The organism is Citrobacter sp. HN-141 (genome assembly GCF_033341895.1).
Taxonomy (GTDB): Bacteria; Pseudomonadota; Gammaproteobacteria; order Enterobacterales; family Enterobacteriaceae; genus Citrobacter.
Genome location: NZ_JAWPBF010000015.1, coordinates 44,863 through 59,362, shown reverse-complemented (window position 1 = coordinate 59,362; position 14,500 = coordinate 44,863). Strand labels below are relative to the sequence as shown.

The window sequence follows — 14,500 nt, the reverse complement described above, 5'->3', positions numbered from 1 at the left end:
CTGCAACAAATGAAAAACAGTTGCTGAAACGTTAAATACGTCACAAATTTAATGTTACACTGCGTAACTTTTCTACAATAACCCCACGCAGGTAACAAAATGAGTGACGCTGTTGAACAAAAATCCCGCGCTGAGGCAAATGCCCGACCGAACTGGTCGGCGGTATTCGCCGTGGCGTTCTGTGTTGCCTGCCTGATAACCGTTGAATTTCTGCCCGTCAGTTTGTTGACGCCAATGGCGCAGGACCTCGGTATTTCGGAAGGTGTTGCTGGGCAATCGGTGACCGTAACGGCGTTTGTCGCCATGTTTGCCAGCCTGTTTGTGACGCAAATTATTCAGGCGACCGATCGTCGTTATGTGGTGATCCTCTTTTCGGTGCTGCTGACGCTTTCCTGTCTGCTGGTTTCCTTTGCCAATTCTTTTTCGCTGCTGCTCGTTGGCCGCGCCTGCCTCGGTCTGGCTCTTGGCGGCTTCTGGGCGATGTCGGCATCGCTGACCATGCGTCTGGTCCCTGCACGTACGGTGCCGAAAGCGCTGTCGGTGATTTTTGGCGCGGTCTCCATCGCGCTGGTCATTGCCGCGCCGCTGGGGAGCTTTTTGGGCGGCATTATCGGCTGGCGTAACGTGTTTAATGCGGCGGCGGTAATGGGCGTGCTGTGCACGATTTGGGTGGTGAGAGCGTTGCCTTCGCTGCCTGGCGAACCTTCGCATCAGAAACAAAACATGTTCAGCCTGTTGCAGCGTCCAGGGGTGATGGCCGGGATGATTGCCATCTTCATGTCCTTTGCCGGGCAGTTCGCCTTCTTTACCTATATTCGCCCGATCTATATGAATCTGGCGGGCTTTGACGTTGATGGCCTGACGCTGGTGCTGCTGAGCTTCGGTATTGCCAGCTTTGTTGGTACGTCGTTCTCATCGATGATTTTGAAGCGTTCGGTCAAACTGGCGTTAGCCGGTGCGCCACTGGTGCTGGCGCTCAGTGCGCTGGTCCTGATCCTGTGGGGCAGCGACAAAGTGGTGGCGGCGGGTATTGCGATTATCTGGGGACTGTTGTTTGCGCTGGTACCGGTGGGCTGGTCGACGTGGATCACCCGTTCTTTGGCCGATCAGGCAGAGAAAGCCGGGTCTGTTCAGGTCGCCGTGATCCAGCTGGCTAACACCTGTGGCGCTGCGATTGGCGGGTATGCGCTCGATACCCTCGGACTGCTGTCACCCCTGATGATTTCCGGCAGCCTGATGCTGCTGACGGCGCTTCTGGTGGCAGCAAAAGTTCGCATAAAAGATATGCAATAAACTAAAACACGGTATGCCGGATTGCTATCCGGCATCCTGGTTGGTTTTAATTAAAACCATTGTGCTCGGCGGTATGAGCAAACCATTCGCCACTCTTTTTCACCGTGCGTTTTTGCGTTTCCAGATCGAGCTGGACAAAACCGTAGCGGTTTTTGTATCCGTTCAGCCATGACCAGTTATCAATAAAGGTCCACATATGGTAGCCAAGACAATTGCAGCCTTCGCTAATGCCTTTGTGTAGCCATTTCAGATGTTCAGATACAAATTCAATACGATAGCTGTCGTTTATCTGGTCCTGCTCGATGAAACGCTGCTCATTTTCGACACCCATACCGTTTTCAGAAATAAAACAGCGCGGGTTGCCATAATTATCACGCAGGTTGGTAATAATATCGTAAATACCCGGCTCATAGATTTCCCAGCCACGGTAGGGGTTCATTTTACGTCCCGGCATTTCGTAGTAATCAAACAGCCACTCCGGCATAAACGGAGCATCCGGGTTGACGGCGCTATCGCGACATTTAACGCGACGCGGCTGATAGTAGTTGATGCCAAGCAGGTCGATTTTACCCTCGGCGATCAACTGCGCGTCGTCGGGCTGGCAGGCTGGTAGCTGATCGTATTCTTTCAGCAATGCCACCAGATCCGCCGGGTATTCACCCTTCAGCACCGGGTCGAGGAAACTACGGTTAAAGAGCAGGTCTGCGTAGTGTGCGGCTTTCACATCGGCCGGGTTTTGCGAGCGCGGGTAGGAAGGCGTTAAATTCAGCACCACGCCGATTTCACCGTCAAGGTTTGCAGCGCGATATGCCCGAACCGCCGTCGAATGCGCCAGAATGGTGTGGTACGCCACAGTCGCGGCGCGTTTGAAATCCACCACGTTAGGGTAGTGGAAATCATACAGATAACCGCCTTCTACCGGGACAATCGGTTCGTTAAAGGTGAACCAGTGCTTCACCCGATTGCCGAACAAGTTAAAGCAGGTCTGTGCATAGTGGCCAAATGCCTCGACCACTTCACGGTTTTCCCAGCCGCCTTTCTCCTGCATCACCATCGGCATGTCAAAATGGAACAGGGTGATAAAGGGCGTAATACCTTGTGCCAGCAGCTCGTCGATGACGTTGTTATAAAAATCAACGGCCTCTGGATTCACCTCACCCGTGCCGTTTGGGATCAGGCGTGACCAGCTCAGCGATGTACGAAAGCTGTTATGTTTCAGCTGGTTGAGTAGGGCGATGTCCTGTTTCCAATGCTGATAAAACGTGGATGTGTTCGCCGGACCAATTCCCTGATGGAACCGACCCGGTTGGCGGTCGAACCACACATCCCATGTGGTCTGGCTTTTGCCGCCGTTGAGGCTATCACCTTCCGTTTGCAGCGCGGAGCAGGCACTGCCCCACCAGAAGTTCGCAGGAAAACGGTATCGCATTATTGTTGCTCCCTTACTCTTTATTCGTTGTGGCAACAATACGTGTTTTTGCGATACAGAAACCGGTTACAGTGCTCATTTTCCAACATAATGGCTATAAATCAGGGCACTCAACTTTGCCAAGCGCTTCCCAGTAGTTGTTCTGATTATTTCTTTCTATTGCCACAATGGCTTCGCGAATATGCTGCTGATTGCGCGTATCAGACATAATCGTTTTTTCCCACACTTCATCCGATGGCGACCCCTGTGGGGTGCAAAGTTTGCGCAAATCCTTGAGTACGGTGTTCTTTTCGTGAACCGACTGTAACCCGCCGTAAGCCGAGTCAGCCTGCGCCAGGCCCGGTAGCGTGAAAAGGACGGCAATAATCGGAAAAACGGCTAATTTCATGATAATAATCCTTGTTGTCTATGCGCATCATCTCAAGGGTAAGTGTAGACGGCATACGGCTCACTCATCAGCCTGTGTTAACGTTTAAAAATAAATCAGCCAGAAGTTGTAGTGTTTCAGGAGGATAGGATGCAGATACAGATTACTGATACCGTTACAGAAGACGATCAAAATGCCCTGCTTGCCGGATTGCGCGCTTACAATCGCCAGTTCCTGAGAACCACCAATTTTGGTGACCTGGCGGTGTATTGGCGTGATGATCGCAATGAAATTCTGGGCGGGCTGATCGGCAAAATCAAAGGTGAATGGCTGTGTATCGATTTTCTGTGGATGCATGACTCGCTGCGTAAAGGCGGTTATGGCACACAATTGATGCAGGCCGCCGAACAGACGGCGCGTGAGAGAGGATGCCTGCATGCGCTGGTGGATACCATGAGTTTCCAGGCGCTGCCGTTTTATCAGAAAAACGGCTATCAGCTGCAAATGACCCTCGATAACTTCCCGGAAACCGGTTCCGCACGCCATTATTTGTCGAAAACGTTTTGATGACCGGAAGGTCTGGATGCCGCCTCACTTTCTTGCGTAGCAGAATAGTGTATGTTCTGAACAATCATTTATTTCTTAAGCGGTAAAGAGATGAGACGGATTGAGATAATACTGGGAGAGCTGGAACGGCTGACGCGAGGAGTGAATCTTGCCCATCTGGCGCAGGAAACGGCGTTCACAGCGGAGGCCATCGGCTTTAACCTCGGGCTGGCGCGCAACTCAGTCAGTAAAGATCTCAATCAGCTCTGGAACGACGGCCTGGTGATTAAAAGCCGCGGGCGTCCGGTATTCTTTCTGCATCGTCAGGCAATTGAAACGCTGTTGGGGCGCAAACTGGATGAGTCCGAGCGTGAAGTGCAAACCGTTGCTGACCTGTTGCCTGTTCAGGAAAACCAGGCAACAGACGATCCCTTTTCCGGCCTGATTGGTTACGATCGCAGCCTGCGTGATGCGGTGGAAAAAGGCCGCGCGGCGGTGCTGTATCCCCATGGGCTGCATGTTCTGCTGACCGGTCCCTCCGGCGTGGGTAAAACCTTTTTTGCCGAACTGATGCACCGTTTCGCTTGTGAACGTGCAGCGGGAACGCCCCCGCCGCTGGTTTATTTCAACTGCGCGGAATACGCCCATAACCCGGAACTGCTCTCTTCGCACCTGTTTGGTCATCGACAGGGGGCGTTTACCGGCGCAAACGAGAATAAACCCGGTTTGGTCGAACAGGCTGATGGCGGCTATCTGCTGCTTGATGAAGTGCATCGCCTGCCGTATGAAGGTCAGGAAAAGCTGTTTTCTATTCTCGACAAAGGTGAATACCGGCCGCTGGGTTCGAGCGCCGTGGCGCGGTCTATTTCAGTTCGCCTGATATGTGCGACCACCGAACCGGTAAGCTCGGCTTTGCTGCGTACCTTCCAGCGACGTATTCAGGTATGTATCGATCTCCCCGGTATCCGCCAGCGTTCGGTGGAAGAGCAGGTTGAACTGATTGTTGGTTTCTTACAGCGTGAGAGCCGCAAAATCGAGCGTACGATAAGCATCGACCGTACCCTGCTGCTCTGGCTGCTGAATAAGCCGCTGGAAGGCAATATTGGTCAGCTCAAGAGCGACATTCAGTTTCTCTGCGCCCAGGCCTGGGCCTCGGGAATGACGGAGCACAGCGATACGCTACAGCTGGATAAACGTCTGACCGAGATCCCCTTTAACGCCACGCCGGAACAACGTCTGCTGGTTGGGGCGCTGTTCGAAGGCAAAGAGCACCTGAGCATCGATGCCCGCACGCTGCCCGCACTGAAAAATTCGCTGGCCACCGGAGCCGAAATTGAGGAGAGCGATCTCTTTTACAGCTTCCTGACCCGGGAATATATCAACCTGCGTAACAGCAACGTACCGCCAGCCGAAACGCTGGCAATCCTCAAAAACAAACTCAGCTCGATTTTTGAATATGGTCTCTATAGCCGCGACAGCGTGGCGCACCCCCCGCGCTATGGCGATCAGATCGAAGAGCGAGTCACGCTGCTGATTGGCTGCGTTGAGCAGGTGCTTGGCTTCACGCTGCCGGAAAATCTGGTTAACCCGCTGCGCAAACACTTCCTGGCGCTGATTGGCTACGTGCAGCGCGGGCTTATTCCACAACTTTATTCTTCCAGCCTGATCCTCGACCGCTGTAAAGATGAATACGAAAACGCCACGCTGTTATGCCGAAAAATCAATGAACTGCTGCATATTCAATGCCCGGCGACGGAAGTGGTCTGGCTGTGCCTGTTCCTCAAGGAGTGCCGCCATTACCGCCAACGGATTGACGCCAGCCCGGACTGCGGGGTGATTTTGATTGCCCACGGCGCGACGACCGCCACAAGCCAGGCGCAGTACGTGAATCGTGTGCTGGAACGCGAGGTGTTCAGCGCTATCGATATGCCTTTTGAGCAGTCGGTGCACGACACGCTGGAAGCCCTGACGCAGATGATTCAGACCCGGCAATATCGCCGATTGATCCTGATGGTGGATATTGGCTCATTGGTCCATTTTGGTAGCACGATCAGCAAATTATTCCAGATAGACGTTCTGCTGATGCCCAACATTACGCTCACCAGCCTGCTGGAGATAGGGCTGGATTTAAGCTATGAAACCAGTGAGTTACCGCAGCTGGCGGCACTGATGCAGAGTAAAAATATACCCTGCCAGCTCTGTACGCCACAGCAGGAAAATAACGGCAAAGTACTGGTTATCTCCTGCATCACCGGGATGGGAACGGCAGAAAAAATCAAAAAGGTTCTGGAAGAGAGCTTCGGCGAACTGATGTCGCAGGACACACGGATGGTGATCCTCGATTACAACGAAGTTCGCAGCCTCGAGCGCGTTCAGCAGGCGATTAACGCCAGTGAACGACTGGCAGGCATCGTGGGTACTTTCCAGCCGGGACTGCCGGATATTCCGTTTATCTCGCTCGAAGAATTGTTCTCTGAGCAAGGCCCTGAGCTGGTGCTCAGCCTGCTGACGCCGGATCTCTCCAGCAGCGAACGCCGACTGCAGATGGAGCGCAGCGCGATGCGCTTTATCAGTGCGTTGACCATGGAAAGTATCATTAACCATATTTCAGTGCTTAACCCACAGCGGATTCTGAAGGAAATGGAAGGTGTACTTAACCATCTGACCACCACGCTTTCGCTAAAACCGAGTCGCCAGGTGACACTGCGTTTCCTGATCCACTGCTGTTGTATGGTCGAGCGTATCGTGATTAACCGCAAACCGTTACAGATGGCGCTGGAGAACAAGCCGGATCTGGATGTTCGTGCGTTTAGTGTCATTAAATCCGCCTTCCTGCCGATTGAAGAGGCCTATGCCATTCGCTTATCGGATGCGGAATATATTTATATCTACGAACTGTTATATAGCTAATCCCTTGCCTGATGGGGCTTTGCGCCCCGTCGGCACCCACAACTCCCCCGCGTGACACAAATTCTGGCACAGCCTTTGCTCTGTTTACCTATGTCTATGTAATCGAGCCAGGAGGCCATTTTGACTACCACTGAATCCTTGCCCCAGATCCTGCTGCTGACCCATGGCGGCTGGGGGCAACAGCTTTGCAACAGCCTGCGCATGGTAATGGGCGAAATTAAAGGCGTAACGGAAATTGCGCTGATGCCTGTTGATACGCTTGGCGAGTTTTATCAGCGCGTCGAAGCCGTAGTGAAAATCATGCCAGAAGGCTCACTGATCCTGACCGATTTTATTGGCGGCACCACCTCTAACGTGGCGGCACGGCTGAGCGCCGATTACCCGGTGGCAGTGATTTCCGGACTCAACGCCTCTTTGTTACTGGAGGCGCTCGACAAACGCGAGCATGGCCAACTGACCACCTGCGTGGCCGAACTGGTCGAGGCCGGGCGTAGCAGCTGCCTGGACGTTGTGGCCCACGTACGTCAATTACAACAATCACAATAAGGAATAAACATCATGGCAAACATCGTTTTATGTCGTATCGATAGCCGTCTGATTCATGGACAAGTGGTGACCAAATGGGTTGGGCAATCTCAGGCAAACCGGATTGCGGTGGTCAGCGATGAGCTGGATGCCGATCCGTTTATGAAAAATATCTACCTGATGGCCGCGCCGCCGAACATCAAAGTGGATTGCTTCGGTAATCAAAGTTTTGCCGCTGCCTGGAAAGAGAATCAACTGGGTGACGGCAAAGTGCTGGTGCTGTTCCCCTCCCTGGCGGCGGTTCAGGAAGCGGTCCAGTTGGGCTTTGATGTCACCACTATTCAAGTGGGCGGACTGGGCGGTGGACCAAACCGCAAAGCGGTGTTCCAGAACATTACGCTGGATGAAAAAGACGTCGGCATTCTGAGCGACCTGAAAAATCGTGGGATTCAGGTGTTCTTCCAGACCATCCCGGAAGATAAGCCGCAGTCGCTGGACGATATCCTGAAAAAATTCTAATTCTTTGATAACAGGGTACTTAATTATGGATACTTTAGTCTTTGCAAGCCTGATGGGGTTGTATTACTGGTTTGCCCGATTACGCCTTGGCTACACCTTCTCCGCCATGCTGCTACAGCCAGTGGTGATTGCCGTATTCGTTGGCCTGCTGTTAGGCAACATGGAAACGGCGATGATCATCGGCGCAGGTATGCAGCTGGTTTATCTCGGCGTGACCTCCACGCCAGGCGGCAACGTCCCGTCGGATCCGGCGCTGGCTGCCTGTATTTCAATTCCTATCGCCGTGAAGGCCGGAATGGACCCGAACCTGGCTATCGCACTGGCGATCCCGTTCGGTGTTATCGGCGTGTTCCTCGACCAGTTGCGCCGTACGTTAAACGCGGCGTGGGTACATATGGCCGACAAGCATGCGGAAACGGCAAACATGGCAGGCATTATGCGCTGTGCGTTCCTCTACCCGGCGTTACTCGGACTGGTGCTGCGTTTCCCGGTGGTGTTTGCCGCCAACTATTTTGGTCAGGACGTTGTGGAAAGCTTCCTGAAGCTGATGCCGCACTGGTTGACGCACTCCTTTGAAATTATGGGCGGCATTCTGCCGGCGCTGGGCTTCGCCATCACCATTATGGTGATCGGTAAAAAGAGCCTGCTGCCGTGGTTTATCGGCGGTTTCTTTGCGGTGCTGTACCTGAAGGTAGACATCATGGCGATGGCAATCTTTGGTACCTGCGTGGCCTTCCTGATTAAAGGTCTGGCGAAAAATGAAGGAGCAGCATGATGAGCAGCGACGTAATGCAGCATGAACTGGTAGAGCGCGCGCGTGAAAGCGGCACGCTGACCAAAGCCGACATCACCAAAGCCTGGTTTATTTATTGGCTGGGTGCGGAAGTGTCCAGCTCCTATGAGCGTTTGCAAAGCCTGATTTTCTGCGCCTCGATGACGCCGATCATCAAAAAACTCTACCCGCAAAAAGAGGAGCAGGTGGAAGCGCTGAAACGCCATTTGAACTTCTTCAACTCAGAGCAGACGTTCGGGGCGGTGATTCAGGGGATCTCCATTGCGATGGAGGAGCAGAAAACCCGCGGCGAGCCGATCAGCGATGCCTCAATTACCGGGATTAAAACCGGGCTGATGGGGCCGCTGGCTGGGATGGGGGACTCCATCATCTGGGCCGCCGTCATGCCGCTGTTAATTGCGATTTTCATCCCGTTTGCCGCCAATGGCAGTGCGATGGGCGGTATTGTGCCGCTCATTCTCTATCCCGCTATCACGTTGGCAATCAGCTACGGCATGGTTCACAAAGGCTATACGCTGGGACGTGATTCGATTATCGGTCTGCTGCAAGGGGGGCGAATTAAAGAACTGATCTACGGCGCGAACGTGTTGGGTCTGATCATGATGGGGGCGCTTTCTGCAAGCTACGTCAAGATCACCACGCCGCTAAAACTCAGTGCCCTGAAAGGCTCTGAAGTGGTGGTTCAACAGATCCTCGACTCTATTGCACCCGGCCTGTTACCACTGGCGGCGGTGTTCGCCATCTACTTCTATCTGGTGAAGAAAGGGCCGCGTTACACCACGATTTTGCTGTCGATTGTTGCGCTCAGCGTGGTCTGTTCGCTGCTGGGAGTACTGTAAGCCATGACACAGAATATCTATCAACAACTCGGCCTAAAACAGGTCATTAACGCCTGCGGCAAGATGACCATTTTGGGTGTTTCCAGCGTGGCGCCGGAAGTGATGCAAGCCACCGCACGAGCGGCCTCAGCCTTTGTTGAAATTGATCGGCTGGTGGACCGTACCGGCGAGCTGGTTTCCCGCTACACCGGGGCTGAAGACAGCTATGTCACCTCCTGTGCATCGGCGGGTATTGCTATCGCTGTTGCCGCCGCCATTACCCGTGGTGACCAGGCGCGAGTCACGCTGATGCCGGACAGCGCAGGTATGGCCAATGAAGTGGTCATGCTGCGCGGGCATAACGTTGACTACGGTGCGCCCATCACCAGCGCCATCCGCTTAGGCGGCGGACGGGTGGTGGAAGTCGGTTCAAGTAATCTGGCGGCCCGCTGGCAGCTGGAGAGCGCGATTAACGACAATACCGCCGCGCTGCTGTACGTGAAATCGCACCACTGCGTGCAGAAAGGGATGTTGAGCATCGCCGATTTTGTGCAGGTTGCGCAGGTTCACAACCTGCCGCTGATTGTCGATGCCGCCGCCGAGGAAGATTTACACGCCTGGGTAGCAAGCGGGGCGGATATGGTGGTCTACAGCGGGGCAAAAGCCTTTAACGCGCCGACGTCCGGGTTTATCACCGGGAAGAAACAGTGGATTGCGGCCTGTAAGGCTCAGCATCACGGAATTGCCCGGGCGATGAAAATCGGCAAAGAGAATATGGTTGGGCTGGTGTATGCCCTGGAAAACTACCATCAGGGACAAACCGTGGTCACTGCCGAAGCGCTCCACCCCGTAGTGCAGGCGATTTCAGAGATTCGCGGACTGGATGCGGATATTGAGCAGGACGAAGCCGGGCGCGCCATCTGGCGGATTCGTATTCGGGTGAATGCGCAGGTGCTGGGAATGGATGCTTACGCCGTAGAAGCGCAGCTGCGAGAGGGCGATATCGCGATCTACGCTCGCCGTTACAACCTTCATCAGGACATATTTAGTCTTGACCCGCGTACGGTCGCAGAAGGGGAAATGGCGCTGATCGTGGCCCGACTAAAGGAGATTGCAGAACATGCAGCAGATTAATTTTTATCGTAATAAAGTGGCCATTAACGTGCTGGCGAAGGATATCGCCAATGCGCGGGAAATCTATGATGCTGCCGAAGGCCACGCGGTGATCGGCATTCTTTCGGCGCAGTTTTCTTCGGTTGAGGAAGGCGTTCGGGAAGTTAAACGCTGGATGACGGATGTGCCGTCAATCTCCGTCGGATTGGGGGCTGGCGACCCGGCACAGTATTACAAAGCGGCGATGATTGCCTCACAGGTCTATCCGGCGCACGTCAACCAGACCTTTACCGGCTGCGGGTTTGCGGCAGGCGCCCTGGCGGCAACGGGCGGTGAACAAACCCATATCAATGCGCTAGTCAGCCCGACGGGCACACCCGGGGAAGTGCTGATCTCGACGGGTGTCAGCAGCAGTCAGGGCACGCCAGCCCGCGTTTCCTGCGATGCAGCGGTCCGTATGATGTTGGATTCAGGAGCCCATGCGGCGAAGTTCTTCCCGATGGGCGGTGAGCAGTCGCTGCCTGAGCTGTACGTGCTGGCGACGGCTGCAGTACAAAACGGCATGACGTTGATTGAGCCGACCGGCGGTATCGATCTTGATAACTTCGGCGTTATCCTGCAAACCTGTCTGGAGGCGGGAGTACCCCGCGTGATGCCGCATGTTTACAGCTCGATTATCGATCCACATAGCGGTAATACCCGACCTGAAGATGTTGTCAGGTTGATGGAAATAGTGAAAGACCTGGTGTGATGTCGCCATTGCCGGATGGCTCATAAAAAATGCCCGGAGGTGCTCACGCTTACCGGGCATTTTTGCGAACGCTATTCCCTGAAAATGAATACATTGCAAAAGCATGTATTTATCCGCCAGGCCGCCTCGCAGATAGAAAAGTTCCCAGATGTTGTGTGTGCGAGTGGCGCTCCTGGAACTTGTCCAGAAGCATATACGCGAGCGCGATTTGATGGTGCTGGTCGATAAACTGGTTGCTCTGTTGATTAAGGGACACGCTAATGACAGTCAGGTAGAAACGCTATTTAATTACCTAGTGCAGTCTGGCAGTGCACCGCGTTTTGAGGCGTTTATTCGAGAAGTTGCCCTGCGCGTTCCTCAACATAAGGAGAGATTAATGACAATTGCAGAATGCTTACGTGAGTCGGGGCGAAGGACAGGGGTGCTAGAAGGCAAACGCGAGGGCAAACAGGACGAAGCATTGCGGATAGCCCATGCCATGCTTGAGAAGGGAATCGATCGTGAACTGGTGCTAATTATCACCGGGCTTTCAAGTGATGAACTAACGGCATCTTCCGACTAATTTATCTTTTTCCCGTTATGCTTTTTTCTTCTTGCTGATGCTTTTTCGTTTTTTAAACCGCAGCGGCCTTCCCGTTATAGTCATTTCATTACTCATCAGGCGGTTATTGCAAAAGGATAAAACGTGAAGCTGAAGATACCTTATTTCGGGGCCGGGGCGGCAGTATTGCTGGCGGGATTATTGCTGGCTGGTTGTGATCAGCAGAGCAGTGATGCAAAGCATATCAAAGTGGGTGTGATTAACGGCGCAGAGCAGGATGTGGCGGAGGTCGCGAAGAAAGTCGCTAAAGAAAAATATGGCCTTGAGGTGGAGCTGGTGGGTTTTAGCGGTTCTCTGCTGCCCAACGATGCCACCAATCACGGGGAACTGGACGCCAACGTCTTCCAGCATCGTCCGTTCCTTGAACAAGATAATAAAGCGCACGGCTATAAGCTGGTGGCGGTGGGTAATACCTTTGTTTTCCCAATGGCCGGCTATTCGAAAAAAATCAAAACCCTTGCTGAGCTGAAAGACGGTGCGACGATTGCCATTCCTAACGATCCGACTAACCTCGGACGGGCGTTGTTACTGCTGCAAAAAGAGAAATTAATCACTCTGAAAGCGGATACTGGCCTGCTGCCAACGGCGCTGGATATCACCGATAATCCACGGCATCTGAATATTATGGAGCTGGAAGGTGCGCAGTTACCGCGTGTGCTGGACGATCAAAAAGTGGATGTGGCGATTATCAGTACCACTTATATTCAGCAAACCGGGCTTTCCCCGGTACATGACAGCGTATTTATTGAAGACAAAAACTCACCGTACGTGAACATTCTGGTGGCGCGAGAAGACAATAAAGATGCCGAGAATGTGAAAGAATTCCTGCAATCTTATCAGTCACCTGAAGTGGCGAAGGCGGCGGAAACCATCTTTAACGGCGGCGCGGTCCCGGGCTGGTAATCATGACCCTTTGCCGCGCCGGTTGGCGCTAAACCGCTCTGGCGCGGCGACGTGAGTCCATTGAGATAAGTATTACCGAAGAGAGGATCAGCAGTGTGCCCAGCCAGTCAGGTAGGGTGAATGTAATGCCCAGCAACAACAGAGACAGCAACGCGCTACTCAGCGGTTCCGCGCAGCTCAAAATGCTCGCTTTCGGTCCGCCAATCATCTGCGCACCTTTCAGGTACAGACTGAACGTCAGCGACGTGCCGATAACCACCAGATAGAAAAACGCCAGAATCAAACTGCCATTCACCAAAAAGTTTGTTCCTTGCCCGGCATAGAACGGGAGCAGGATCAGACCGCCGATTAACATGCTCCAGCCGACGACCGGCAGCGTACCGTACCGTGCAATTAGTGTGGAAGGATAGGTGGTATAAAAAGCCGCGGCGAATGCAGAAGCGATACCCCAGAACAGTGCGGCAGGTGAAATGGACAGCGACGTCGGGTTACCGTGGGTGACCAGCAAGAAGGTGCCGATAAGCGAGGTGAAGATAGCGGTCAGCACTAAAATCCCCGGTCGCGCTTTGCGCACCACGGAGAACCACGCCACGATAATGGTCGGTGACAAAAATTGCAGCACCGTCGCGGTGGCGGCGTTGGATTTTTCAATGGTCAGCAGAAAGGTTAGCTGGACAGTGAGTGCGCCAACCACCGAAAAAATCAGCAGGCTGATGGCATCTTTGCGGTTTTTGATAATGGAGAAGACTTTGTCGCCGTGCACAAAAGAGAGCATCAGCAGAATGAGTCCGGCGAAAATCAGGCGCGTCATGGTCAGAAACTGTGACGACATCTGGCTTTGCTCCATGATGTACTGTGCACAAACGCCTGAACTTCCCCACAATACGGCGGCAATCAGGACGTTCATCATCCCTCTTCTGGTGGAACTCATCTTTCCCTCGGCATGTTGTTTTGTTTTATTTGTGTGCGGGCATCATAGCAGAGATGGTTGTGATTTCTGCCAGCACATCTGCAATCAGCCAGTCATTAAAGACTTTGACTTCCGGGCGCATTACCGCGTGCTGTGGCGTAACAATGTAGTAAGACCATGCCAGAGGCCAGCGGATGTTGGGATGGAGTTGAACCAGTTGTCCGTCTGTCAGTAGCTGCTGCACCAATGCCCTGCGCACAATGGCGACACCTTGACCACTGAGCGCCGCCAGAATCACCGCGGAGGTAGAGTTGATGTGCAATCCACTGTCGCGAACAACAGGTGCCTGGGTGGCGGTCAGGACATCATTCAAGTCCGGGAGATTGGCGCCGGGGTGGGGGGTGTCATCATGGATAAGCTTCTGTGCCGCCAGCCATTCACCACAGGATATTTTGTCTACTGGCACAATGCGTGGGCTACAGACCAGAACCGCTTCTTCATCCATCAGCCAGGTTTTATTTACCCCAGGCCAGTCGCCTTTGCCGCAACGTACGCCCAAATCCGCTTCGCCATGAGCAACATCCATCAGCTTTTCCGTCACGTTCAGGCGTAATTCTATGTTTTCATGCGCTTGTGAGAAACGGTTGAGGCGGCTCATCAGCCAGTTCATCACTAGTACCTGAGAGGCCGTGATGATCACCACCGAGCGCGCCCGCCGACCGCGTAACTTGTTCAGCCCGGATTCCAGACTATCCAGTCCCTGGGTTATCTCACGTAACGCGTCCTGTGCTTCGCTGACCAGCGTGAGACGCTCTTTGCCTGAACGGGTACGATGCAGCAGCGGGTGGCCAACCCAGTCTTCCAGCGCACGAACCAGTTGCCCAACGGCAGCCGGAGTGACCCCCAGCTCCTGTGCCGCCCCGGTAAAACTGCCGTGGCGGGCAGTGGCCTCAAAAGCGTGTAACCATTTAAGCCGGTTGAGTGAACGCATCTGCCATTTTCCCTTCTCGTTGAGTGTTCTG

At 53.6% G+C, this 14,500-nt stretch carries 14 protein-coding genes and 1 pseudogene; 11 read left to right on the top strand and 4 right to left on the bottom strand.

Translation table 11 applies throughout. The features are described 5' to 3' along the window. Positions 1 to 99: 99 nt before the first annotated feature. The gene (nepI, locus tag RYZ59_RS17935) at positions 100 to 1,293 is read left to right on the top strand and encodes a purine ribonucleoside efflux pump NepI (RefSeq protein WP_318049867.1); all 1,194 of its coding nucleotides are present in this window, start codon (positions 100 to 102) and stop codon (positions 1,291 to 1,293) included. 46 nt (positions 1,294 to 1,339) lie between these two features. Here the strand turns inward: nepI and RYZ59_RS17930 are convergent, their stop codons facing one another. Together RYZ59_RS17930 and RYZ59_RS17925 are read right to left on the bottom strand one after the other, a co-directional pair. Then, on the bottom strand, positions 1,340 to 2,722 hold the full coding sequence (locus RYZ59_RS17930; protein WP_318049868.1) for a glycoside hydrolase family 1 protein: 1,383 nt from the start codon (positions 2,720 to 2,722) through the stop codon (positions 1,340 to 1,342). 94 nt (positions 2,723 to 2,816) lie between these two features. Then, positions 2,817 to 3,110, bottom strand: a complete 294-nt coding sequence (locus tag RYZ59_RS17925; protein ID WP_202037365.1) for a YicS family protein — start codon at positions 3,108 to 3,110, stop codon at positions 2,817 to 2,819. Between the two features lie 129 nt (positions 3,111 to 3,239). Here RYZ59_RS17925 and RYZ59_RS17920 point away from each other — a divergent pair, with 129 nt between their 5' ends. From RYZ59_RS17920 to nlpA, 10 genes and pseudogenes are all read left to right on the top strand, one after another. Beyond that, positions 3,240 to 3,656: a GNAT family N-acetyltransferase gene (locus RYZ59_RS17920; protein ID WP_318049869.1), complete on the top strand. Its 417-nt coding sequence runs from the start codon at positions 3,240 to 3,242 to the stop codon at positions 3,654 to 3,656. A gap of 90 nt (positions 3,657 to 3,746) precedes the next feature. Further along, positions 3,747 to 6,545 (top strand): transcriptional regulator DagR, encoded by a 2,799-nt coding sequence (gene dagR, locus RYZ59_RS17915; RefSeq protein WP_318049870.1) that lies wholly within the window; start codon positions 3,747 to 3,749, stop codon positions 6,543 to 6,545. Between the two features lie 120 nt (positions 6,546 to 6,665). After that, entirely contained in the window at positions 6,666 to 7,091 is a 426-nt protein-coding gene (locus RYZ59_RS17910; RefSeq protein WP_318049871.1) for a PTS sugar transporter subunit IIA, read from the top strand. 12 nt (positions 7,092 to 7,103) lie between these two features. Next, positions 7,104 to 7,589 (top strand): PTS system mannose/fructose/N-acetylgalactosamine-transporter subunit IIB, encoded by a 486-nt coding sequence (locus RYZ59_RS17905; protein WP_003023959.1) that lies wholly within the window; start codon positions 7,104 to 7,106, stop codon positions 7,587 to 7,589. A gap of 25 nt (positions 7,590 to 7,614) precedes the next feature. Next, positions 7,615 to 8,364: a PTS mannose/fructose/sorbose/N-acetylgalactosamine transporter subunit IIC gene (locus RYZ59_RS17900; protein WP_003023960.1), complete on the top strand. Its 750-nt coding sequence runs from the start codon at positions 7,615 to 7,617 to the stop codon at positions 8,362 to 8,364. Continuing rightward, positions 8,361 to 9,221 (top strand): PTS system mannose/fructose/sorbose family transporter subunit IID, encoded by an 861-nt coding sequence (locus tag RYZ59_RS17895; RefSeq protein WP_005121522.1) that lies wholly within the window; start codon positions 8,361 to 8,363, stop codon positions 9,219 to 9,221. The genes RYZ59_RS17900 and RYZ59_RS17895 overlap by 4 nt, the downstream gene beginning before the upstream one ends. Before the next feature lie 3 nt (positions 9,222 to 9,224). Continuing rightward, on the top strand, positions 9,225 to 10,334 hold the full coding sequence (gene dgaE / locus RYZ59_RS17890) for a D-glucosaminate-6-phosphate ammonia lyase (RefSeq protein ID WP_318049873.1): 1,110 nt from the start codon (positions 9,225 to 9,227) through the stop codon (positions 10,332 to 10,334). Next, the gene (gene dagF / locus RYZ59_RS17885) at positions 10,321 to 11,064 is read left to right on the top strand and encodes a 2-dehydro-3-deoxy-phosphogluconate aldolase (RefSeq protein WP_318049875.1); all 744 of its coding nucleotides are present in this window, start codon (positions 10,321 to 10,323) and stop codon (positions 11,062 to 11,064) included. The genes dgaE and dagF overlap by 14 nt, the downstream gene beginning before the upstream one ends. A 160-nt stretch (positions 11,065 to 11,224) precedes the next feature. After that, a pseudogene (locus tag RYZ59_RS17880) lies at positions 11,225 to 11,626 on the top strand (Rpn family recombination-promoting nuclease/putative transposase); the annotation flags it as partial. Positions 11,627 to 11,749: 123 nt separating this feature from the next. Continuing rightward, positions 11,750 to 12,568 carry a lipoprotein NlpA gene (nlpA, locus tag RYZ59_RS17875; protein ID WP_202037372.1) on the top strand — a complete coding sequence of 273 codons (819 nt, stop codon included), beginning with the start codon at positions 11,750 to 11,752 and terminating at the stop codon, positions 12,566 to 12,568. Between the two features lie 28 nt (positions 12,569 to 12,596). Here nlpA and RYZ59_RS17870 read toward each other — a convergent pair whose 3' ends face one another. Both RYZ59_RS17870 and RYZ59_RS17865 read right to left on the bottom strand, forming a co-directional pair. Beyond that, positions 12,597 to 13,499 carry a carboxylate/amino acid/amine transporter gene (locus RYZ59_RS17870; protein ID WP_318049879.1) on the bottom strand — a complete coding sequence of 301 codons (903 nt, stop codon included), beginning with the start codon at positions 13,497 to 13,499 and terminating at the stop codon, positions 12,597 to 12,599. Between the two features lie 25 nt (positions 13,500 to 13,524). Beyond that, positions 13,525 to 14,469, bottom strand: a complete 945-nt coding sequence (locus tag RYZ59_RS17865) for a LysR substrate-binding domain-containing protein (protein ID WP_318049880.1) — start codon at positions 14,467 to 14,469, stop codon at positions 13,525 to 13,527. Between the last annotated feature and the right edge of the window lie 31 nt (positions 14,470 to 14,500).

Coding starts and splice junctions, on each gene's coding strand:
- nepI (WP_318049867.1), top strand. CDS start 100: ATGAGTGACGCTGTTGAACAAAAATCCCGCGCTGAGGCAAATGCCCGA.
- RYZ59_RS17930 (WP_318049868.1), bottom strand. CDS start 2,722: ATGCGATACCGTTTTCCTGCGAACTTCTGGTGGGGCAGTGCCTGCTCC.
- RYZ59_RS17925 (WP_202037365.1), bottom strand. CDS start 3,110: ATGAAATTAGCCGTTTTTCCGATTATTGCCGTCCTTTTCACGCTACCG.
- RYZ59_RS17920 (WP_318049869.1), top strand. CDS start 3,240: ATGCAGATACAGATTACTGATACCGTTACAGAAGACGATCAAAATGCC.
- dagR (WP_318049870.1), top strand. CDS start 3,747: ATGAGACGGATTGAGATAATACTGGGAGAGCTGGAACGGCTGACGCGA.
- RYZ59_RS17905 (WP_003023959.1), top strand. CDS start 7,104: ATGGCAAACATCGTTTTATGTCGTATCGATAGCCGTCTGATTCATGGA.
- RYZ59_RS17900 (WP_003023960.1), top strand. CDS start 7,615: ATGGATACTTTAGTCTTTGCAAGCCTGATGGGGTTGTATTACTGGTTT.
- RYZ59_RS17895 (WP_005121522.1), top strand. CDS start 8,361: ATGATGAGCAGCGACGTAATGCAGCATGAACTGGTAGAGCGCGCGCGT.
- dgaE (WP_318049873.1), top strand. CDS start 9,225: ATGACACAGAATATCTATCAACAACTCGGCCTAAAACAGGTCATTAAC.
- dagF (WP_318049875.1), top strand. CDS start 10,321: ATGCAGCAGATTAATTTTTATCGTAATAAAGTGGCCATTAACGTGCTG.
- RYZ59_RS17870 (WP_318049879.1), bottom strand. CDS start 13,499: ATGAGTTCCACCAGAAGAGGGATGATGAACGTCCTGATTGCCGCCGTA.
- RYZ59_RS17865 (WP_318049880.1), bottom strand. CDS start 14,469: ATGCGTTCACTCAACCGGCTTAAATGGTTACACGCTTTTGAGGCCACT.